Annotated in this window: 16 protein-coding genes and 1 riboswitch; of the genes, 7 read left to right on the top strand and 9 right to left on the bottom strand. The window is 67.3% G+C overall.

Going from position 1 to position 20,371, the window contains the following annotated elements; all coding sequences use genetic code 11:
* Positions 1–68: 68 nt before the first annotated feature.
* Genes AC6RIC_RS04030 through AC6RIC_RS04010 form a run of 5 tightly spaced genes read right to left on the bottom strand, consistent with a single transcriptional unit; the run spans position 69 to position 5,285 of the window.
* Positions 69–839, bottom strand: a complete 771-nt coding sequence (locus tag AC6RIC_RS04030) for an ABC transporter ATP-binding protein (RefSeq protein WP_499735196.1) — start codon at positions 837–839, stop codon at positions 69–71.
* Positions 836–1,699 carry an ABC transporter ATP-binding protein gene (locus AC6RIC_RS04025; protein ID WP_499735195.1) on the bottom strand — a complete coding sequence of 288 codons (864 nt, stop codon included), beginning with the start codon at positions 1,697–1,699 and terminating at the stop codon, positions 836–838. Before AC6RIC_RS04025 ends, AC6RIC_RS04030 begins: the two co-directional genes overlap by 4 nt.
* 11 nt (positions 1,700–1,710) lie before the next feature.
* Complete coding sequence (nikC, locus tag AC6RIC_RS04020; RefSeq protein WP_499735194.1) at positions 1,711–2,628, bottom strand: nickel transporter permease; 918 nt, start codon at positions 2,626–2,628, stop codon at positions 1,711–1,713.
* Entirely contained in the window at positions 2,625–3,686 is a 1,062-nt protein-coding gene (locus AC6RIC_RS04015) for an ABC transporter permease (protein ID WP_488848011.1), read from the bottom strand. The genes nikC and AC6RIC_RS04015 overlap by 4 nt, the downstream gene beginning before the upstream one ends.
* 3 nt (positions 3,687–3,689) lie before the next feature.
* Positions 3,690–5,285 carry an ABC transporter substrate-binding protein gene (locus AC6RIC_RS04010; protein ID WP_499735193.1) on the bottom strand — a complete coding sequence of 532 codons (1,596 nt, stop codon included), beginning with the start codon at positions 5,283–5,285 and terminating at the stop codon, positions 3,690–3,692.
* Between the two features lie 249 nt (positions 5,286–5,534).
* Here AC6RIC_RS04010 and AC6RIC_RS04005 point away from each other — a divergent pair, with 249 nt between their 5' ends.
* Positions 5,535–6,515: an alpha/beta hydrolase family protein gene (locus tag AC6RIC_RS04005; RefSeq protein WP_499735192.1), complete on the top strand. Its 981-nt coding sequence runs from the start codon at positions 5,535–5,537 to the stop codon at positions 6,513–6,515.
* Between the two features lie 122 nt (positions 6,516–6,637).
* Positions 6,638–6,734, top strand: a riboswitch (glycine riboswitch).
* Between the two features lie 134 nt (positions 6,735–6,868).
* Positions 6,869–8,128, top strand: coding sequence for a D-amino acid dehydrogenase (locus AC6RIC_RS04000; protein ID WP_499735191.1), 1,260 nt, complete (start codon positions 6,869–6,871; stop codon positions 8,126–8,128).
* Positions 8,129–8,191: 63 nt separating this feature from the next.
* Here the strand turns inward: AC6RIC_RS04000 and AC6RIC_RS03995 are convergent, their stop codons facing one another.
* Positions 8,192–10,768 (bottom strand): bifunctional acetate--CoA ligase family protein/GNAT family N-acetyltransferase, encoded by a 2,577-nt coding sequence (locus AC6RIC_RS03995; RefSeq protein WP_499735190.1) that lies wholly within the window; start codon positions 10,766–10,768, stop codon positions 8,192–8,194.
* A 146-nt stretch (positions 10,769–10,914) separates the two neighbouring features.
* On the opposite strand from AC6RIC_RS03995, the gene AC6RIC_RS03990 reads away from it, so the two are divergent.
* The 3 genes from AC6RIC_RS03990 (at position 10,915) to AC6RIC_RS03980 (ending at position 14,011) form a co-directional block, all read left to right on the top strand.
* A complete protein-coding gene (locus tag AC6RIC_RS03990) occupies positions 10,915–11,526 on the top strand; it encodes an IMPACT family protein (RefSeq protein ID WP_454654896.1) in 612 nt (203 codons plus the stop codon).
* Between the two features lie 107 nt (positions 11,527–11,633).
* Positions 11,634–12,491, top strand: a complete 858-nt coding sequence (locus tag AC6RIC_RS03985) for a LysR family transcriptional regulator (RefSeq protein WP_499735189.1) — start codon at positions 11,634–11,636, stop codon at positions 12,489–12,491.
* 110 nt (positions 12,492–12,601) lie between these two features.
* Positions 12,602–14,011 carry an amidohydrolase family protein gene (locus tag AC6RIC_RS03980; protein ID WP_499735188.1) on the top strand — a complete coding sequence of 470 codons (1,410 nt, stop codon included), beginning with the start codon at positions 12,602–12,604 and terminating at the stop codon, positions 14,009–14,011.
* A 30-nt stretch (positions 14,012–14,041) separates the two neighbouring features.
* On the opposite strand, the gene AC6RIC_RS03975 is transcribed toward AC6RIC_RS03980, so the two are convergent.
* Positions 14,042–14,428: a DUF6455 family protein gene (locus AC6RIC_RS03975; RefSeq protein WP_499735187.1), complete on the bottom strand. Its 387-nt coding sequence runs from the start codon at positions 14,426–14,428 to the stop codon at positions 14,042–14,044.
* Between the two features lie 74 nt (positions 14,429–14,502).
* The gene (locus AC6RIC_RS03970) at positions 14,503–15,189 is read right to left on the bottom strand and encodes a FadR/GntR family transcriptional regulator (protein ID WP_499735186.1); all 687 of its coding nucleotides are present in this window, start codon (positions 15,187–15,189) and stop codon (positions 14,503–14,505) included.
* An 86-nt stretch (positions 15,190–15,275) separates the two neighbouring features.
* Here AC6RIC_RS03970 and AC6RIC_RS03965 point away from each other — a divergent pair, with 86 nt between their 5' ends.
* Positions 15,276–16,022, top strand: a complete 747-nt coding sequence (locus tag AC6RIC_RS03965; RefSeq protein ID WP_499735185.1) for a sulfite exporter TauE/SafE family protein — start codon at positions 15,276–15,278, stop codon at positions 16,020–16,022.
* Here AC6RIC_RS03965 and AC6RIC_RS03960 read toward each other — a convergent pair.
* A complete protein-coding gene (locus AC6RIC_RS03960; RefSeq protein ID WP_499735184.1) occupies positions 16,012–18,930 on the bottom strand; it encodes an FAD-binding and (Fe-S)-binding domain-containing protein in 2,919 nt (972 codons plus the stop codon). The two genes, AC6RIC_RS03965 and AC6RIC_RS03960, sit on opposite strands and share 11 nt — an antisense overlap.
* A 246-nt stretch (positions 18,931–19,176) precedes the next feature.
* Here AC6RIC_RS03960 and AC6RIC_RS03955 point away from each other — a divergent pair, with 246 nt between their 5' ends.
* Positions 19,177–20,370 carry a pyridoxal-phosphate-dependent aminotransferase family protein gene (locus tag AC6RIC_RS03955; RefSeq protein WP_499735183.1) on the top strand — a complete coding sequence of 398 codons (1,194 nt, stop codon included), beginning with the start codon at positions 19,177–19,179 and terminating at the stop codon, positions 20,368–20,370.
* Position 20,371 lies beyond the last annotated feature (1 nt).

Raw genomic sequence — 20,371 nt, 5'->3', positions numbered from 1 at the left:
GCAGCACGCGGCAACGTCCGGTGACAGTGCCCCGCCGGCATCGCCCTCTTCCGCCAACGCAAGGCGGGTTAATCCGAATCGAGGCTGACCAGCGCGCGATCATAGCCCGTGCTGGCTGCGATCAGCCTCTGCGTGTAGCCGCTATGGGCCCGGCCCGACATCAGGTCCGCGACGCTCAGTTCCTCGACCAGCTTGCCCTGGTTCATCACGGCGAGCCGGTTGCAGAGATTCGCGACCACGGCAAGGTCGTGGCTGACGAGGACGCAGGTGAGGCCCTGCTCGACCTGGATGTCGCGCAGCAGGTTGAGGACCTCCGCCTGGACGGAGACATCGAGCGCCGAAGTCGGCTCGTCCAAGAAGAGGATACGCGGCTCGAGGATCAGCGCCCGTGCGATCGCCACACGCTGACGCTGGCCGCCCGAGAGCTGGTGCGGGTAGCGGAAGCGGAAGCTCTCGCCGAGTCCGACCTGGGAAAGGACACGAGAGACGCGCATGCCGATATCGGCGATGCCGTGCACCAGCAACGGCTCAGACAGGATGGTGTTGACCGTGTGCCGGGGATGCAGCGAGCCGTAAGGGTCCTGGAACACGATCTGGGCCATCCGGTAGAAGGCGAGATCGCGCACCGGCCCGACAGCCTTCCCGTTGACCCTGATCGCGCCCGACCACTGCCGGTTGAGGCCGCAGAGGCAGCGCAGGATCGTCGTCTTGCCGCAGCCGGATTCTCCGACCAGCCCATAGACGGTCGCTTCCGGGATCGTGAAGGAAACGTCGTCGACGGCGATGGTCTCGTTTTCATCCGCGCCGAAAGTGACGCGCAGCTGGCTGACTTCGATCATGCTTCCGCCGGAATGGGTTCGTCGCGCCAGGAAGGGTCGCGCTCCAGCACCCGCAGGCGCTTGTGTCCGTCTTCGAGCCGGGGCAGCGAGGCCAGCAGGCCGCGCGTATAGGGATGCTTCGCCCGGTGAAGCTCCGCGGCGGGGCAGCGCTCGACAATGCGCCCCGCATACATGATCAGCACCTCGTCGCAGAAGCTCGAAACCAGGTTGAGGTCATGGCTGATGAACATCAGGCCGATGCCGCGCGTGGTCACGAGATCGTCCAGAATGGCCAGGACCTGAAGCCGGACGGTGACGTCGAGCGCCGAGGTCGGCTCGTCCGCAATGATCAGCTCGGGCTCCGGGATCAGCATCATCGCGATCATGATGCGCTGCCCCATGCCGCCGGAGACCTCGTGCGGATAGAGCGAGAAGACGCGCCTAGGCTCGCGGATGCGGACCGCAGCGAGCATTTCCAGCGCCCGCTCCTCGGCCTCGGCCCTGGAAGCGCGATGATGGACGCGGAAGGCCTCGGCGATCTGGTGCCCGACCCGCATGACCGGATTGAGCGAGTATTTGGGATCTTGCAGGATCATCGAGATCCGCTTGCCGCGGATGCCCAGCATCTCGCTTTCGCTCAAGCCCGCGAGATCGGTGTCTCCGAGCTTCATCGATTTGACGGTGGAGGTCGCACCGCCCGGCAGCAGCTTGAGGATGGCGCGGCCGGTCATCGACTTGCCGGAGCCGGATTCGCCGACAATGCCGACCTTGTTGCGGCCGATCGCGAAGCTGATGCCGCGCACGGCTTCCACCGTGCCGCGCGGCGTCGGGAAGCCGACGCGCAGATCCTCGACCGTGAGGATGGGACTGTTCGGGGTCATCACCGTCTCCCTCAGCTGCGCGGGTTCAGCATGTCGCGCAACCCGTCGCCGAACAGGTTGAAGGCGAGGCTGACGGTCAGGATGGCGAGGCCCGGCATGGCGGCGAGATACCAGTGCTCGAGCAGGTATTGCCGGGCGGTCGAAAGCATCGCGCCCCATTCCGGCGTCGGCGGTTGCGCGCCCAGGCCGAGGAAGCCGAGCCCCGCCGCCGTCAGCGCGACGCTGGCCATGCTGAGCGTCACCCGCACGACGACCGAGGGCAGGCACATCGGCATGACGTGCTTGAAGATGATCCGCGGCGTCGAGGCGCCCATGACGCGCACCGCGTCGACATAGTCGCTGGAGCGGATCGTCAGCGTTTCCGCCCGGGCGAGGCGGGCGATGCCCGGCCAGGACGAGAGCGCGATCGCGATGATCGCATTGTCGAGACTGGGGCCGAGCGCCGAGACGAAGGCCAGAGCCAGGATCAGGCTCGGGAAGGACAGGAAGATATCCGTGATCCGCATCAGCAGGGCTTCGACCCAGCCGCCGAGATAACCGGCGGTCGCGCCGATGCACAGGCCGATCGGCCCGACGATCACGGCGACGAGGCCGACGATGTAAAGCGTGGTCCGGGCGCCGTAGACGATGCGGCTGAAGACATCCCGGCCAAGCTCGTCGGTTCCCAGCCAATGCGCCGCGCTCGGGCGCTGGAGCCGCTCGGCCAGGACCTGCTCGAAGGGCGAGTGGGTGGCGATCCACGGCGCCATCAGCGCGACTAGCCCGACCGCCAGCAGGACGATCACGCCGAGAACCGCCAGGGGGTTCGCGGCCAGGCGCAGCCAGGCGAGATAGAAGCTCTGCGACCAGGCCTGGAAGCCGGATTCCGGCGCTTCGGCGAGAAGCCAGGATCGCAACGGGGCGCTGCGCTCGAAAGATTGAACCGTCATCGGGTGCGCGGGTCCAGGAAGCGATAGAGGAGATCGGTGATCAGGTTCAGGCAGATGAAGACCAGCCCGACGATGAGCGTGCAGGCGAGCACGGCGTTCATGTCGCCGATCATCAGCGCGGTGGTCAGGTACTGGCCAAAGCCGGGCCAGGCGAAGACCGTCTCGGTGAGCACCGCCCCTTCGAGCAGCCCGCCATAGGAAATCGCGACGATGGTCGCGAGCTGGACCAGCACGTTGCGGAAGGCATGGCCCCAGACCACGCGCCGCCGCGACAGCCCCTTGACCCGCGCCGTGGTGACATATTCCTGCCCGAGCTGGTCGAGCATGAAGCTGCGGGTCATGCGGCTGATATAGGCCATCGAGGAATAGCCGAGCAGGAGCGCCGGCAGGATGATGTGCCTGAACGCACTGACGAAGACGTCCCAGTCGCCGGCCAGCAGGGAATCGACCAGCAGCATGCCCGTCCGCCGCGGCACGGCGTCGAGATAGAAGATGTCGACCCGCCCGGAGCCGCCGACCCAGCCGAGCCAGGCGTAGAAGATGATCAGCCCCATCAGGCCGAGCCAGAAGATCGGAACCGAGTGGCCGACGAGCGATAGCAGCCGCACGGCATGGTCGATCGGCCGTCCTCGATAGACCGCCGCCGCGACGCCGAGCGGGATGCCGAAACCGCAGCCGATGATGATGGCGACGGTGGCGAGCTCGACCGTTGCCGGGATGACGTGCCTGAGATCGTCGGCGACGGCATTGCCGGTGAAAATCGCCCGCCCGAAATTCCCGCTCAGCATGTCGCGCAGGAACAGGCCGAACTGGACATAGAGCGGCTGGTCGAGCCCCAGTTTGGCGCGGACGGTCTCGTAGACGCTGGCGTCGGCCTTCTCGCCGACCACCGCGGCGATCGGGTCGAAGGGCAGTACGCGGCCGATGAAGAAGGTCAGGGCCAGCAGGCCGAGCAGGGTCAGCGCGATGGAGAAGCTGCCGCGCAGGGCGGGGAGCACCCAGCGCGGCCGGCGCGAGCGGACAGGCCGCGGCGGCGCGAGATCGGTCAGGGAGCTCACGGCTCAGTCCTTCTGGATCGTGTCGTAGAAGATCTCGGCGCCGTTGTAGTCGAAGCGCTTGACCCGCTTGTGCAGGGCCATCGCGCCCAGCCGCTGGAAGATGCCGATGATCGGCGATTCCTGCATGTGGCGGCGCTGCAGCTCGGCATAGAGCGCCAGGCGCTTGGCCGGATCGCGCTCGCGCTGGGCGGTCTCGACCTGTTCCTTGAACCAGGTGCTGGGCGCCCAGGCCGCACGCCAGGCGAGGAAGTTGGTCGCCTTCGCAGCGTCGCTGTTGTCGGGGTTGTACGCCATCCGCAGGGCCATATCGTTGGCGTCAGGATAATCGTAATCGTAGACCGCCATCAGCATCTGGAAGTCGCGGCTGCGCATCAGCGTGTAGAGCTGCGCCGTCGCCATGGTCCGGACCTCCAGCGTGACGCCGGCCTTCGCGGCATTCTGCTGCAGGTTCTGCGCCAGATCCGGGAACGGGTAGTTCGTCATCGTCAGGATGGTCTTCTTGAACCCGTCGCCATAACCGGCTTCGGCGAGCAGGGACTTCGCCTTGGCGATGTCGAGCCGATAGGGGTTCTCGCCTTTCGGCAGCGCCCCGAACACGCCGGCGGGCACGAAGCTCTGCCGGATTTCGGCGCGCCCCTTCTGCACCGTCTCGCTCAGGCCCTGATAGTCGATCAGGTAGCGGAAGGCCTCGATGACCTTCGGATTGGTGAGGACCGGGTCCTTCTGGTTGAGCGCGAGATAGACGCTGTCGAGCCGCGGCTTGAACTGGAAGCGCAAGTCAGGATTGGCGACCATGGCCGCCAGCGACGAGGCTTCCACCGACTTGGCGTAGTCGATGTCGTTCTTCTCGAGCAGCAGCCGCTGCGCGCCCGGTTCCGGCACATGCCGCACGATGATCCGCTTCATCGTCGGCGCCCCACTCCAGAATTTCGGATAGGCCTCCAGGATCACGACTTCCTGGGCGCGCAGCGTGTTCAGGCGGTAGGGGCCGTAGCAAGCGACATTGGTGTTCAGCCAGCCGGCACCGAGATCGCCGTCCTTCTCATTCGCCATCACCGTGTCGCGGTCGAGCGCCGCTCCGAGGCGGTGATTGGTGAAGGCGAAAGGCGTGATCGACGGGGCGAGATCCTTCGTCAGGGTAATGACGAGCGTATGGTCGTCCGGCGTCGCGATCTGGTCCGGCGAATTCAACCCCCAGTCGCGCATCAGGCTGGCGGTGACGAGGTTCAGCTTCATCGACCGGCGCATCGACCAGGCGACGCTCGACGACGTTACCGGCTTGCCCGAGGCGAAGACCATGCCGCGCCGGATGGAGAAGGTCCATGTCTTCCCGTCCGGGGAGCTCGACCATGTCTCGGCGATGCCCGCGACCACCTTCGACGGATCCTGATGGTCGAGCGACAGCAGCGGCGTGCACATCTGCCGCAGCAATTCATTGGGAAACGACTCGTTGGCCGCGGCCGGGTCGAAGGTGATGAAGGTCGTAAGGTCGCTCGCCATGACGAACACGTCCTTGGGCGTCGCGGCCTGCCCCGATGTCACGGCACAGCCGAGCAGGAGCGAGCCCGCCAGAGCGGCGCGGGCAAATCGGATCAACATGTCGGATATCCCTCCCAAGCGGATCGAAATCGACATCGAGGTCGCTTCGATCGCGATATTGTTGGAAGAAGAATGTTGTTAATCGCCGAAATCATCAAGCATAAGATTATGCTTTAAATGCATAATCAAAATACTTTTTTGAATACATCACAGATACGGTCAAAATTACCTTGATGAAACGCAATATCACTTGACTCGAATTCGTAAAACTACTTCTTTTAATAAAATCAACAGAGGTGGAATACGAATATGTCTCTCTTCGCATCGGGCATCGTCTCCGCCAGCGATTGGATCATTCCGCTGAAATATGCCGCTGCCGCCTCGGTGCTGGCGCTGGGCCTGGCTCCATCGGCGCAGGCAGCGCCCACCAATCCCTGGGAGGCTGTCGAATACCCGCGGCCGGGGCGTCTCTCCACCGACACCGAGCGTTCCGGTGAGCAGGCCTGGTTCGTCCCCGTGGGCAAGGACGCCGAAGGCATCGACATCCTGCTGCCGGCCCGCGTCTTCGTTCCGCCCGGTCCCGGCCCCTTCCCGCTCGCGGTCGTCAGCCACGGTTCGCCAGCAAACGCCGCCGCGCGCAAGACGATGGCACCTCCCGAATACCGGGCAGGCACGGACTGGCTGCTGTCCCGCGGCTACATGGTCGTGCTGCCGCTGCGCCGTGGCTACGGTGCGCGCGGCGGCGTCTGGGTCGAGGCCTATGGCCCCTGCAGCAAGCCCGATTACGTCGGCGGCGGGCTGGCGACCGCGGACGACATCCAGAACGTCGCCCGCTATTTCGCGACCCTCGATACGGTCCAGTCAAACGACATCTTGCTGGTCGGCCAGTCGGCCGGCGGCTGGGGTTCGCTGGCCGCGGCGAGCCGGGCTCCGGCCGGCGTGCGGGCGATCATTAATTTCGCCGGCGGCCGCGGCGGCTATGCCGGCGGCAAGCCGAATCAGAATTGTTCGCCGGACAGCCTGGTCGATGCCGCAGCGACCTTCGGCCGCTCGTCGAATATCCCGACCTTGTGGATCTATACCCGCAACGATCGCTTCTTCGACAGCGTCCTGACCGCCCGCATGGCGCAGGCCTATCGCTCGGCCGGCGGGGATGCGGAATATCACCTTCTGGACTCCTTCGGCGAAGACGGGCACAGATTGTTCCCGACGGCGGAAGGCCGCGCGTTCTGGCAACCTCATGCCGATCGGTTCCTCGATCGGATTGCGGGAGCGGGCGCGAAGCCTTGATGCTGAAGTGCGGAGGCCGGCCCTGCCCGGCCTTCCGACCCGATCGAGGAGAACCAGGGAACGGCCGGCGTCAGGAAGGACACGCTCCTGAAGCTGACGAACCCAGCACCGTGTGACGACCATAGGAATTCGCGGGAGAGATCGTCTCGGGTCATCCGAGAAGGCGCCGACGGAGCAACCGCCCCGGAAACTCTCAGGCAAAAGAACCGCACCCGAATTGAAACTCTGAAAAGCGGAGCAGTCGCTCCCGCCGACGGTGTAAGTCTGCCGCTCGATGATGAGCGCCGGCGAAGCTCTCAGGCCAATGACAGAGGGGGCGCCATCTCCGCAGGGACTGCGGAAGGAGCGCCTTCTTGTCGATAGAAAACCTCAACATCGCCGTGATCGGCGCCGGGATCACCGGCATCACCACCGCCTACAACCTTCTCAAACGCGGCTGCCATGTCACCGTGTTCGAGCGGCATCCCTATGCCGCGATGGAGACCTCCTTCGCCAATGGCGGCCAGCTCTCCGCCTCGAATGCCGAGGTCTGGAACAGCTGGGCGACGATGCTGAAGGGCATCAAATGGATGTTCACGCCGGGCGCGCCGCTGCTCGTCAGCCCGCGGCCGGGATGGCACAAGCTCTCCTGGATGGCCGAATTCGTTGCCGCCATCCCGCGCTACGAGGAAAACACCATCACGACCGCCCGCCTGGCGATGGAGGCACGGCACCACCTGCGAACGATCGCGGCGGCGGAAGGCATCGACTTCGACTGCGAGGAGCGCGGAATCCTGCACGTCTATCGCGGCAGGAAGGATTTCGAGGCCGCCGCGCGGGTGACCTCGCTCCTGGCCAAGGCCGGGCTGGAGCGGAAGGCGGTGACTCCGCAGGAAATCCGGTCGATCGAGCCCGCCCTGCATGGCGACTTCCATGGCGGGTTCTATACCCCTTCGGACTTCACCGGCGACATCCACAAATTCACGGCCGGCCTGTCGCGTGCCTGCGAGCGGCTGGGCGCCGAGATGCGGTTCGGCGTCGATGTCCTCTCGATCACGCCCGGGACGCGCTCGGTCGAGATCGGCTTCAGCCTGTCCGCAGCGGAACCGCGCGCGCGGGAGGCGCAGGTCGCGACCTTCGATTCGATCGTGATCTGCGGCGGTGTCGGCTCGCGCCAGCTCGCCGCGAAGGCCGGCGATCGGATGAACGTCTATCCGGTGAAGGGCTATTCCATCACGGTGGAACTGCCGGAAAAGGCCGACCAGGACGCCGCTCCCTGGACGAGCCTGCTCGACGATCAGGCCAAGATCGTCACCAGCCGCCTGGGAGCGTCGCGCTTCCGCGTCGCCGGAACGGCGGAGTTCAACGGCTACAACAAGGATATCCGGGCCGCGCGCGTCGAACCCTTGATCGCCTGGTGTCGCCAGCATTTCCCGAAGATGAGCACGCGCCAGGTCATCCCCTGGGCCGGCTTGAGGCCGATGATGCCGGATATGGTTCCACGCGTCATGCACGGCCGAAATCCGCGGGTGTTCTACAACACCGGCCACGGCCATCTCGGCTGGACCTTGTCGGCGGCCACCGCCGACGCCGTCGGCGCGCTGGTCACGCAGCGTCCCAACAGCCTGTCATAGAAACGGGCTACCGGCGCGGGCCGGCCGGCATTCCGGCTGGCCCGCATCGCAAAGGTCGTCACGCTATCCGCGCCGCGGCCGGCGCTTTGCGGGCCGTTTGCTGCCAGTCGCGCTCAAGTCGAGCGCGACGCGCTTGACGGAAACATCGTCGGGATCGAGCGTGATCTCGAAGCCGAGATCGCGGCAGAGCGCGAGCATCGGCCCGTTCTCGGCCAGGACCTGGCTATGGACGCGCTGCAGCTCCTCGGCCTTGGCCCAGTCGATGATCAGCTCCATGAGCGCACGGCCAAGCCCGATGCCTTTCAGGTCGGAGCGCAGCAGGATCGCATATTCGGCCTCGACATGGCCGGGATCGGCATGCAGGCGAACGGCGCCCGCCGCGTCCCCGCTGCCCTCCTCGATGGCGATGAAGGCCATCTCCCGCGCATAGTCGAGCTGGGTCAGGCGAGCGAGAAAGGCGTGGCTGAACGATTTCAGCGGCGCGAAGAAGCGCAAGCGCAGGTCTTCCGCCGTGACCCGGGCCAGCATCGCGCCGATCAGCAGCTCATCCTCCGGCTTCATCGGGCGGATGAAGAAGCGCCGCTCACCGAGCACGAGCTGCGAGCTCCAGCTGCCGGGATAGGGCCGGATCGCCGGCCGGCGCCGCCGTGCCGGGTCCGGTTCCAGCACGACGCGCGCATCGACCGTGACGACGCCGTTCGCATCGGCGAGGATCGGATTGAGATCCATCGCGCGGATCTGCGGCAGCGCCGAGGCGATGTTGCCGAGCGCCACCAGGACGGCGGCGATGGCGCGCCGGTCGGCGGCTGGGACGTCACGATAGGCGGCAAGGATGCGGGAAACCCGCGTCCGGGCGATCAGGCTCTCGGCCGAGGCGAGATCGAGCGGCGGCAGCGCCACATGCGTGTCGGCGATGAGTTCGGCCGCCGTCCCCCCGCGGCCGAAGACGATGACCGGGCCGAAGCGCGGGTCGACGGAAAAGCCGGCGATCAGTTCGCGAGCCTTGGCGCGATGCGCCATCGGCTGCACCATGAAACCCGTCAACCGCGCCTCGGGACGCTGCTGCCGCAGGCGCTCGGTCATCCGGCCGGCGGCTTCCCGCACGGCCTCCTCATTGGCGAGATCGAGCTCGACGCCGCCGACATCCGATTTATGCGCGACATCGGGCGAGACGATCTTGAGGGCGACGGTGCGGCCGGCCGCGAACTGTGCCCTGGCGGCAGTGGCGGCTTCGGCGGCGTTTCCCGCGATGACGAGGCCGAGCGCCGGAATCCGGAACAGGGCGAGCAGCTGTGCAACCTCGTCGGGCTCGAGCCAGGCTCGGCCTTGCGCGATCGCCCGCTCGACCAGAACGGCGGCAGCCGCGATGTCCGGCTGATCGCCTTCGTCGAGCACGGACGGCGTCGCCATCAGCTCCTTGAGCAGGCGGGCATGCCGCGTCAGGTGCTGGAAACCGACAATCGCATCCTGCTCCGTCACGAAAGACGGAATGCCGGCCGCCGCGAAAATCCCCGCCATCTCCTCGCCGCCGCCGACCCAGACCGCGAGCACCGGCTTGGGTCCCGGCGAGGCCGCGCGGGCCTCGGCCAGGGCGCGCGCGCAATCGGCGGCATCGTCCGGCGCGAGCGGGGCATTGAGCGCTAGGACGGCATCGACATCGCTCTCGCCCAGCAGGCGAGCGACCGCTTCGCGATAATCCCGCGCCGTCCGGACGATCGCCGGCTCCCGGAGCTGCCGATCCATACCGCCCGCCTGCCGCAGCCGCGCCGCGGCCAATGCCGCAAGCCCTTCGCCATTGCTGACGATCGCCAGCCGGCCGGCATCGGCCGCGCGTGCACGCCCCAGCGTCTCGGCCGCCGCGAAGAGCTCGTCGAGATCGCTGACCCGCAGCAGCCCGGCCCGGTGGAAGGCGGCATCATGCGCGGCGTCGCCGGTGACGATCAGGGCCGAATGCGTCAGGGCCGGCCAGGGCGGCTCGTAATGCGGCGGCTTCAGGACCAGCACCGGCTTCAGCCGCGCCGCAGCGCGCGCCGAGGAGAGAAAGCGCGCGGCATCGGTGACGTCGTCGATCGCCAGCAGAATCGTCCGGGTCGAGGGATCGGCGCCGAAATGATCCAGGCAATCGGCGATATCGACATCGGCCCCTTCGCCGAGGACCACGGCACCGGCGAAGCCGATCCCGCGCCTGCCAGCCCAGGCCAGGATGCCGGCCGCCACGGAATTGGACTGTGCGACGAGAGCGAGCGAACCGGCAGCGAGATGCACGGGGACGGCGGTCGCATTGAGGCCGAGGCGCGGCGCGGCGAGGCCGAGCGAGGACGGTCCGAGCAGGCGCACGCCGGCGGCTCGCGCCGCGCGCCGCAGGCACCCGGCATCGGCGGCCGTCCCGTCCGGCACGAGCAGCCCGGCACAATCGTGCCCTGCCGCAGCCGCCAGTACCTGCTCCGCGGCCGCTGCCGGAGCGATGAGGAGATCGGAGGGCGGCAGCGCTGCGGGAACATCCCCATCCGAAAGCACCGTGAGCGCGCCACGATACGGCTCCGAACGGATCTGTGCCACCAGCACATCCGTTTCAGGCGAGCCGGCGATGGCCGTCACCGTCATCGGTTCAAGCGCGCGTCTGAGCAGGGCGAGCGTCATGGGTCGGCCGTTTCCGTCTGGCGTCAGACCAGCAGACGCGATTCTCCGCGGTCAGGCCAGACATGTTCTATGGGCGCCCGGCCTGCGCTGCCAGTCATCCCGGACGTTTCCTTGAGCTTTTAACCCGGTTCCTCTTCGAGCAGAGCATGTTACAGGGACGCATGGTCGCGCGCCTTACCCTCGTCGGGGTCTCGTCAATCCGGCAGGAAATCAAGAAGAGCCGCTTCATCGCGGTTGCCGGGCCCGTTGCCGACGAGGCGGCGGCCAGGGACTTCGTCGCCGCGCAGTCGGATGCTGCGGCCAATCACAATTGCTGGGCCTGGCGCTTCGGCCAGAGCTATCGTTTCAACGATGACGGCGAGCCGAGCGGCACCGCCGGCAAGCCGATCCTCGCGGCCATAGACGGGCAAGGGCTCGATCGCGTCGTCGTCGTCGTCACGCGCTGGTTCGGCGGCGTCCTGCTGGGCAGCGGCGGCTTGGTCCGGGCCTATGGCGGCAGCGCCGCCCAGTGCCTGCGCGAAGCGGCGAAGACGCAGCTCATCGAGACGGTTCCGGCAGCCATCACCTGCGGCTTCAGCGATCTGGCTCTTGTCGGCGCGCGGCTTGGCGCCCTGCCCGGCGTAACGATCAGCGATCAGGCCTTCACCGATGCAGGCGCGGTGCTGTCGGTCTCCGTTTCGAAGGCCGAAGCCGATGACGTCGCACGGCTGGTGACCGATCTCACCAGCGGGCGCGCCACGATCGATTGGAACACCTAGCCGCGAGGTCCGCTTCAGATGTGTCGCCACACGCGTTCATTGCGGCGGCGACGCATGTCGCGATAATCACGGGGATCGCGACACGTGCATCCCGGAGCGACGAGCGCATGAATCGCTATCCGATGTTCAATCCGCAGGTGCTGATCAGCTTCGTCGCGGTCTGCGAGACCCTGAGCTTCACGCGCGGGGCCGATCGGGTCTCGCTCTCCCAATCCACCGTCAGCCTGCAGGTCAAGCGCCTTGAGGACCTGCTGGGCTGCCCGCTGCTGGAGCGCTCCTCGCATCAGGTCCAGCTCACCGAGGAGGGCGAGCGGCTGCTGAGCTATGCGCGGCGCATCATCGCCCTCAACGAAGAGGCCCATGATGCCCTGACCGGCGCCTGGCGGGACGGCGTGCTGCGGCTGGGCATGCCCGAGGATTTCGCGGTGCCGACCATCGATCTGCTCGCCGAATTCAGCCGGGAGCACCCGCATCTCAGGCTCGACGTCAGCAGCGGGTTGAGCGCCGATCTGCGCGCGGCCTATGAGCGCGAGGAGCTCGACCTCGTGCTGGTCAAGCAGCGGCGCGGCCAGCCGCCGCGCGCCGCCCGGCGCGAACCCCTGCTCTGGCTCGACAGCCTGGCGCATCCGGCGATCGAGCGCGCCCCGGTCTCGCTGGCGATGTTCCCGCTCGGCGGGCTCTATCGCGACGAGCTGTGCCAGGCCGTCGACGGGCTCGGCATGCGCTGGCGCATCGGCTATTGCAGCGGCAGCCTGGCGGCGTTGGCCGCAGCCTCCGCGGCCGGGCTCGGCATGACCCTCCTGCCCGCCGGGTGCCGCCTGCCCGGTCACAGGGTCCTCGGCGCCGCCGAAGGACTTGCCGAGATCACCGATTTCGAGCTCGCGCTCTATCACCGCGACGATGCACCGGTCTCGACCGCGATCCTGGCCGAGCGGCTCGCCGCTTTCTGCCGGCTGGAAACCTAGGCCGTGGCGGCAGCATTGCCGGCCGCAATCGCCGGCATTGCCAAATATCGCTGCCAAATCGCCGGCATCACGCTTATGGCGTCCGCAACAATCACAAGGAGGCGGCGACCATGGAACTGGCACATCATCAGAGCAGGCGTTCGTTCATCGGCCGGACGGGTGGCCTCGCCACCGCCTGCGCCGTGATGGCGGGATTGCCGGGCGGGGCCGCGAGGGCACAGCCGGCCGCAGCCAAGTCCGCTTCCGCCAAGCCTGCGGCCGAGGCGAGCAAGCGCATCCCGACCGAGCCGCACTATCTCCTGACGGATGTCCGGCTCGAAGAGGGCTTCGTCTATGACGGCGATGTCGTCACGGGCACGCGCTCGGGGCTCCACACCCTGGAGATCAAGGCCGGCAGGATCGCCGCGATCCATGCCGCCGGCGCCGCGCTGCCGGCGGGCGTGCCGAGCTATCAGGCCCACGGCCAGCTCGCCCTGCCCGCGATGCGCGACATGCACATCCATCTCGACAAGACCTTCTATGGCCGCCCCTGGCAGGCGCCGCTGCCGCGGCAGGGCAAGACCATCCTCGACATGATCGCCCGCGAGGAGAAGCTGATCCCGCAATTGCTGCCGGATTCGCAGGCGCATGCCGAGCAGCTCATCGCCCTGCTGCATTCCAAGGGCACCACGGTTGCCCGCAGTCACTGCAATATCGACCCGGTCAGCGGGTTGAAGAGCCTCGAAAACCTGAAGCGCGCGCTGGAGAAGCATCGCGCCGATTTCACCTGCGAGATCGTCGCCTTCCCGCAGCACGGCCTGCTGCTCTCGAAGGTCGACAAGCTGATGCGCGAGGCGATGAGCATGGGCGTCGCCTATGTCGGCGGGCTCGACCCGACCAATGTCGACGGCGCCATGGAGAAGTCGCTCGACGCGATGTTCCAGATCGCGCTCGACACCGGCACCGGCGTCGACATCCACCTGCACGAGTCGAGCCCGGCCGGCGTCGCGGCGATCCAGTACATGATCGCGACCGTGGAGAAGAACCCGGCGCTGCGCAACAAGGTCACGATCAGCCACGGCTTCGCGCTCGCCACGATGTCGCCGGGCGCCCTCGACGAAGCCGCCACGCGCATGGCCGCGCAGGGCATGAGCGTCGCCTCGACGGTGCCGCTCGGCGCCTCGACGATGCCGCTGCCGCAACTGAGCGCCAAGGGCGTGTTCGTGATGACCGGCACCGACAGCGTCACCGACCACTGGTCGCCCTTCGGCCGTGCCGACATGCTCGAAAAGGCCAATCTCTACGCGCAGCTCTATCGTGGCAGCGACGAGTTCCGCCTGTCCCGCGCGCTGGCGATCGCGACCGGCGGCGTGCTGCCGCTCACCGACAAGGGTGAGCGGGCCTGGCCCAAGGCGGGCGATGCCGCCGATTTCACGCTGGTGCCAGTGAGCTGCTCGGCCGAGGCGGTGGCCCGTCTGCCGGAGCGCAGCGCGACCTTCCATCGCGGCCGCATGGTCTTCGGCGGCGTCGGCGCGGCCTGACGCCGTCGGGCCGTTGCAAGGCGGCCGGCATCACGACGCCGGCCGCGAGCCCTGATGCAGGGCCTCGATGGTTTCCGCGTTGGGGCAATAGCGCCCATGCGGCAGCGGCCCCTCATGCCGATCCAGATCGCGCCGGCAGCGGCGCGTCATCGCGCATCCCGCGCAGACGACCGCCATGTCCCGCATGACGCCCGCCTGATTGCGGGCCAGGCCGTCCGGATCGACGCCGACCCGCTGGAGCAGCCGGCGGACCAGAGCGGAATCGGTGTCGGTGCGGGAGGCGATCCGACGGAGATCGGCCTCCGGGAGGGCATTATCCCGCGCCAGTTCGGCGACCGTCGTTTGGTCGAGGTCCTCGAACGCCCTCAGGAGAGATTGACCTCGCCACCATTGGCGAACGGCTTCGGCGATATGCATGGCCACCTCCGCATTTTCGCGTGACGATCGGCCGATCGCCAGAGGTTGTCGTTGCGGCAGCTCAAATTACGGAGCTAGACGCTCGCCGCGATCGCTTGCGCGATGACCTGAAGATGGCGGCGCATGGCGTCTTCGCTCCGGGCATGGTTTTGACCGGCCATCGCTTCGACGACGACCGCGTGCTGGTCGCAGTGAAGGCCGGTGAATTCCGACGCCCCGATCCGGCGATAGGTCCGGTCCCATTGCTGCTGCCAGGCCGCGCGGCGGCGCGCGCCCGCGAGATAGTCGAGCAGGCCGAGCAGGATCGGGTTGCGTGCGATCTCCGCGACGGCACGATGGAAGGCCGCATCATGCCGTTCGCATTCGGCGCGCGAGCGGGCGCGCCTGCCCTCCGCCACGATATGCCTCAGACGATCGAGATCGGCCGGCGTCGCCACCCGTGCCGCCTCGGCCGCGATCGGCGGCTCGATGATCAGGCGCGCCTGCATGAGCTGCAAAGGCGATGTCGCCTGCAGCAGCACGGCCTCCCGGATCGGGTGGCCGTCCGGTCGGGGGCCAACGAAAGTCCCCTGCCCGACATGGCGCCAGATCGCCCCTTCGCTTTCGAGCGTGAACAGCGCCTGCCGCAGCGTCTGGCGCGAACATCCCAGCGCAGCCGACAGTGCGCGCTCGTCGGGCAACTGCCGGCCGGGTGTCATGTCCCGCGCTTCGAGCATCGCCCGGAGACGCGCGAGGATCGCGGCCTTGTTCTGTCTTGGCATGGGGTGATCGGTCCGCCGCTGTCGAACAGACCAATTTGCAGACCTTTCCGATTTCGGCAATCCAGCCGCGGTCCGAAGGAGATCTCATGGAATCGAACATCGTTCTGGTCGTCGCCGGCCTGGCTGCCGGAGCGCTGAACGCCGTCGCCGGCGGCGGCACGTTCCTGTCCTTCCCCGCCCTGGTCTGGATCGGCGTGCCGCCGATCATGGCGAACGCCACGGCGACCCTGGCCGCACTCCCCGGCTATGTTGGCGGCGCCTGGGGCTTCCGGAAGGATATCCGAGCGAGCGGCCCGATCAGCCTTGCCTGGACGATCGCGATGGCAGCGCTGGGCGGATTGCTGGGCGCGCTGCTGCTTCTGGTCACGCCGAAGGAAACCTTCTCGACGCTGGTGCCCTGGCTGCTGCTTGCCGCGACCTCGATCTTCGCCGCCGGCCCTGCCCTGGTGCGCCGCGTGCTGCGCAATGGCGGTGGCCTGCCGAAGCTGCCGGCCCTGCTGCTGCTATTGGCCGTCTCGATCTATGGCGGCTATTTCAACGGCGGCCTCGGCATCATGCTGCTCGCGGCCTTCGGTTTCGTCGGCCTCACCAACCTGCATGAGATGAACGGGCTGAAGAGCCTGATGTCGGCGATCCTCTCGGCGGTCTCCGTCGCGACCTATTCCGTCGCAGGGCTGATCGACTGGCGCTCGGCGCTTGTGCTTGGCGTGTCCTGCGCACTTGGCGGCTTCGTCGGAGCCCATCTGGCGCGGCGTATCTCCAATATGCTGGCGCTGCGCATCTTCATCACGCTCACCGGGCTCGGGATGGCAGCCGCCTTCTTCATGGCCTGAGCGCCGAATCCAGCACCCGCACGACATGCAGCGCCTCGCGCTGCGCGCCATCATGGATCTGGTGGCGGCAGCTCGTGCCGTCGGCAACGACGAGATCGCTCGGACCGGCCTTGCGCACGGCCGGCAGCAGCGAGAGTTCGCCCATCGCCAGCGAGACGTCGATCGTCGCCGCGCCGTAGCCGAAGGCGCCGGACATGCCGCAGCAGCTCGACTCGATCGGCTTGACCTCCAGGCCCGGCACCGCCCGCAGCGTCTTCTCGACAGCCCCCATCGCGTCGAACGCCTTCTGATGGCAGTGCCCGTGCAAATGCGCGACGCGCCCGCCCTGATCGTGCAGCGGCAAGCTGGTCCTGCCCGCCGCCATGTCGACCGCCAGCAACTCCTCGATCAGCAGCGCGGCCTTGGCCAAAGGCTCGACCTCGGCCTTGGGCAACAGCGCCGCAAACTCGTCGCGAAAACTCATCAGGCAGGACGGTTCGAGCCCGACGATGCGCACGCCCTTCGCGACGAAAGGCGCAAGCGCATCGACCGTCCGCCTTGCCTCCGCCCGTGCCTCCTCGACCAGCCCGGCCGAGAGGAAAGTGCGCCCACAGCATAGCGGCCGGCCTCCGTCCTTCGCGACGACACGGTGCAGGCGGTAGCCGCCCGCCTCCAGCACGCGCTGCGCAGCCTCAAGGTTCTCGCGCTCGAAATAGCGATTGAAGGTATCGCCGAAGAGCACGATGTCGCGGCCGTCGCCCCGCACGGCCGAGACATCCGATGGCGCAGCCGCCTCCCGCCAGGGCTTGCGCCAGACCGGGAGCGAGCGCCGCACCGAGAAGCCAAGCCAGCGTTCGCTCAGCTTTGCCAGCGCCGGAATGCGGTCGCGCAGATTCATCAGCGGCGCGAGCTTGGCAGCAAAAGGCGCATAGCGCGGCAGGAAGGCAATCAGGCGCTCCTTCAGCGGCAGGCCGTGCTTGGCGTGGTAATGATGCAGGAACTCGACCTTCATCCGGGCCATGTCGACGCCGGTCGGGCAGTCGCGCTTGCAACCCTTGCAGGAGACGCAGAGATCGAGCGTCTCCTTCATCTCCGGCGAGGTGAAGGCGTCGGGGCCGAGCTGCCCGGAAATCGCGAGCCTGAGCGTGTTGGCCCGGCCCCGCGTCACATGCTGTTCGTCCTGCGTCGCGCGCCAGGACGGGCACATCGTGCCCCCAGTCATCTTCCGGCAGGTACCGTTGTTGTTGCACATCTCGACCGCGCCACCGAAGCCGCCCCAGTCGGACCAGTCGAGCGCCGTTCGCGCGGGTACCGGCGTGGCATAGCCCGGCGCGAAGCGCATCAGGTCGCGATCGTCCATGTGATAGGGGCGGACGATCTTGCCGGGGTTCAGGCGGTTGTCGGGATCGAACCCGTCCTTGACCGCCTCGAAGGCGCGGGTCAGCGGCGCGCCGAACATCGGCTCGACGAAATCCGAGCGCGAGATGCCGTCGCCATGCTCGCCCGAGAACGAGCCCTTGAAGCGGCGGACGAGTTCGCAGGCCTCCTCGGCGATGCCGCGCATCGCCTTGACGCCGGCGTCGGTCTTCATGTTCAGGATCGGGCGCACATGCAGGCAGCCGACTGAGGCATGCGCATACCAGGTACCGCGCGTGCCGCGCCTCTCGAACAGCGCCGTCACCGCATCGGTGTAATCCGCGAGATGCTCCAGCGGCACCGCGCAGTCCTCGATGAAGGAGACCGGTTTCCCGTCGCCCTTCATCGACATCATGATGTTGAGGCAGGCCTCGCGGACATCCCAAACCGGCTTCTGCCGGGTGGGCTCGATCACCTCCACCACCGCATCGGGGAAGCCGAAATCGGCCATACACTGGTCGAGCCGCTTCAGATCGCGCTTGAGATCGGCGAGATCGTCGCCGGCGAACTCGACCAGCAGCAGGCAGTTCGGCTGGCCCCTGGTGATGTCGGCGAGCGTGCGCACGAAGAGCGGGATATCGGCGCCAAGCACCAAGACATTGTTGTCGACGAGCTCGACCGCGACCGGGCCGAGCGCGACGATATGCCGGGTCGTCTCCATCGCCGCGCGGAAGTTCGGGAAATGGCAGACGCCCATGACGCGGTGCTGCGGCAGCGGCGAGAGCTTCAGCGTCGCTTCCGTCGTGATCGCGAGCGTGCCTTCCGAGCCGACGAGAAGATGCGACAGGTTCGGCCGCGGCATGATCAGTTCGTCGAGATTGTAGCCGCCGACGCGCCGCTGCACCTTGGGAAAAGTCGCCTCGATCGCCTCACGATGCTCCCCGGCCAGCGCCAGCATCCCCGTCATCAGGTCACGGGCGCGCGGCGAGGCATTGTCGCTGATGGCGCCCTCGCCCAGCGCGAAGGGCTCGCCATCATGGAACATCGCCTTCAGCGCGAGGACATTGTCGACCATCTTGCCGTAGCGCAGCGAGCGCGCGCCCGACGAGTTGTTGCCGGCCATGCCGCCGATCGTGCAACGGCTCGCCGTCGAAGGCTCGACCGGGAAGAACAGCCCGTCCTTGCGCAGCCGGGTGTTCAGCGCCTCCAGCACGAGGCCGGGCGCAACCGAGACGGTGCGCGCCTGCGGGTCGTAGTCGCGGATCGCGTTGAAATGCCGGCTCAGGTCGAGCACCAGCCCGTCGCCGATCGGCTGGCCGTTCTGCGAGGTTCCGCCGCCGCGCGCGATCACCGGCACGCCATGCTCGGCCGCGATCGTCAGCGCCGCAGCGATATCAGCCTCGCTCTTCGGAAAGGCCACGCCCTGCGGCAGTATCTGGTAGATCGAGGCATCAGTCGCATAGCGGCCGCGGGTAAAGGCATCGAAGCGGACGTCACCCTCCAAAGCCTGAGCGAGCCGGCGCTCGAAGCCGAGATTGCGGCTATGCGATCGGGAAAGTGCCGTCTGGTTCATTCCGCAGCCTCGGCCGTTTCAGGGTGTCACGCCCAAGCAGAGCCGCGATCAGGGCGCACACCGCCCCCAGAAGAGCAGGACTAGGGCCAGCTCGACAAGGGTCTCGACGTGACCGTTCACGCATGGCAGCCCGGCACGGTCGGGGAGGATTCCGGTGTTTGATCTTCAAAAAAGCGAAGGCAAGATGAAGCCGGCGACGGCGCATCGCTTGCCGCAGGCCGAATGCCGAACAAGGACAACAGCATCATGCAGGGTCGTCACTTTCTGCACATTCCCGGCCCGAGCCCGATCCCGGACCGTATCCTGCGCGCGATCGCGATGCCGATCATCGACCACCGCAGCGCCGAATTCGCCGCGCTGGGCAGGCACGTCCTGGAAGGCAGCAAGGCGATCTTCAAGACGAAGCAGCCGGTCGTGATCTATCCCTCCTCGGGCACCGGCGCCTGGGAGGCGGCGATCGTCAACACGCTCTCCCCCGGCGATACCGTGCTGATGGCCGAGACTGGCCATTTCGCCACGCTCTGGAAGCAGATTGCCACGCGCTTCGGCATCGAAGTCGAGTTCATCCCCGGCGACTGGCGCCATGGCGCCGACCCGGCCGCGATCGAAGCGAAGCTCGCCGAGGACAAGGGGCGCAAGATCAAGGCCGTCATGGTCGTCCATAACGAGACCTCGACCGGCGCGACCAGCCGCATCCCCGAGATCCGCAAGGCGATCGATGCCGCCGGCCATCCGGCCCTGTTCATGGTCGACACCATCTCCTCGCTCGCCTCGGTCGATTACCGCCACGACGAATGGCAGGTCGACGTCACCGTCTCCGGCTCGCAGAAGGGCCTGATGCTGCCGCCCGGCCTCGGCTTCAACGCCATCTCGGAGAAAGCGCTCGCGGCGTCGAAGACCAACGCACTACCGCGCTCCTATTGGGACTGGCAGGAGATGGTGAAGATCAACGCCACCGGCTTCTTCCCCTATACGCCCGCGACGAACCTGCTCTACGGGCTCAAGGAAGCGCTCGCGATGCTGCAAGAGGAAGGGCTCGACCACGTCTTCGCCCGGCACAACCGTCTTGCCACGGCCTGCCGCGCCGCGGTCAAGGCGTGGGGGCTCGAGGTGCTCTGCCAGAACCCGGCCGAGCAATCACCGGTCCTCACCGCCGTTCTGATGCCGCCGAGCCATGATGCCGACCGCTTCCGCAAGATCGCGCTGGAGAGATACAACATCTCGCTCGGCTCGGGCCTCGGCAAGGTCGCCGGCAAGGTCTTCCGCATCGGCCATCTCGGCGAATGCAACGAGCTCAGCCTGCTCGGCGCGCTCTCCGGGGTCGAGCTCGGCCTGTCGGCGGCCGGCGTGCCGCATCGCAGCGGCGGCGTCGCCGCCGCGATGGCGAGCTTCGAAGGGCAGGATCACGCCAACGAGAAGGCGGCCGCCGCCGGCGCCTGAG

Source organism: Allobosea sp. TBD101, from assembly GCF_059817965.1.
This window is presented reverse-complemented; position numbering and strand designations above follow the sequence as displayed.

Excerpts from the sequence above, each read along its gene's own strand:
- AC6RIC_RS04005 (WP_499735192.1), top strand. The coding sequence starts at position 5,535 with ATGTCTCTCTTCGCATCGGGCATCGTCTCCGCCAGCGATTGGATCATT.
- AC6RIC_RS03995 (WP_499735190.1), bottom strand. The coding sequence starts at position 10,768 with ATGACGCTCGCCCTGCTCAGACGCGCGCTTGAACCGATGACGGTGACG.
- AC6RIC_RS03985 (WP_499735189.1), top strand. The coding sequence starts at position 11,634 with ATGAATCGCTATCCGATGTTCAATCCGCAGGTGCTGATCAGCTTCGTC.
- AC6RIC_RS04010 (WP_499735193.1), bottom strand. The coding sequence starts at position 5,285 with ATGTTGATCCGATTTGCCCGCGCCGCTCTGGCGGGCTCGCTCCTGCTC.
- nikC (WP_499735194.1), bottom strand. The coding sequence starts at position 2,628 with ATGACGGTTCAATCTTTCGAGCGCAGCGCCCCGTTGCGATCCTGGCTT.
- AC6RIC_RS03965 (WP_499735185.1), top strand. The coding sequence starts at position 15,276 with ATGGAATCGAACATCGTTCTGGTCGTCGCCGGCCTGGCTGCCGGAGCG.
- AC6RIC_RS04030 (WP_499735196.1), bottom strand. The coding sequence starts at position 839 with ATGATCGAAGTCAGCCAGCTGCGCGTCACTTTCGGCGCGGATGAAAAC.
- AC6RIC_RS03960 (WP_499735184.1), bottom strand. The coding sequence starts at position 18,930 with ATGAACCAGACGGCACTTTCCCGATCGCATAGCCGCAATCTCGGCTTC.
- AC6RIC_RS03955 (WP_499735183.1), top strand. The coding sequence starts at position 19,177 with ATGCAGGGTCGTCACTTTCTGCACATTCCCGGCCCGAGCCCGATCCCG.
- AC6RIC_RS04025 (WP_499735195.1), bottom strand. The coding sequence starts at position 1,699 with ATGACCCCGAACAGTCCCATCCTCACGGTCGAGGATCTGCGCGTCGGC.
- AC6RIC_RS03975 (WP_499735187.1), bottom strand. The coding sequence starts at position 14,428 with ATGCATATCGCCGAAGCCGTTCGCCAATGGTGGCGAGGTCAATCTCTC.
- AC6RIC_RS03990 (WP_454654896.1), top strand. The coding sequence starts at position 10,915 with ATGTTACAGGGACGCATGGTCGCGCGCCTTACCCTCGTCGGGGTCTCG.
- AC6RIC_RS03980 (WP_499735188.1), top strand. The coding sequence starts at position 12,602 with ATGGAACTGGCACATCATCAGAGCAGGCGTTCGTTCATCGGCCGGACG.
- AC6RIC_RS03970 (WP_499735186.1), bottom strand. The coding sequence starts at position 15,189 with ATGCCAAGACAGAACAAGGCCGCGATCCTCGCGCGTCTCCGGGCGATG.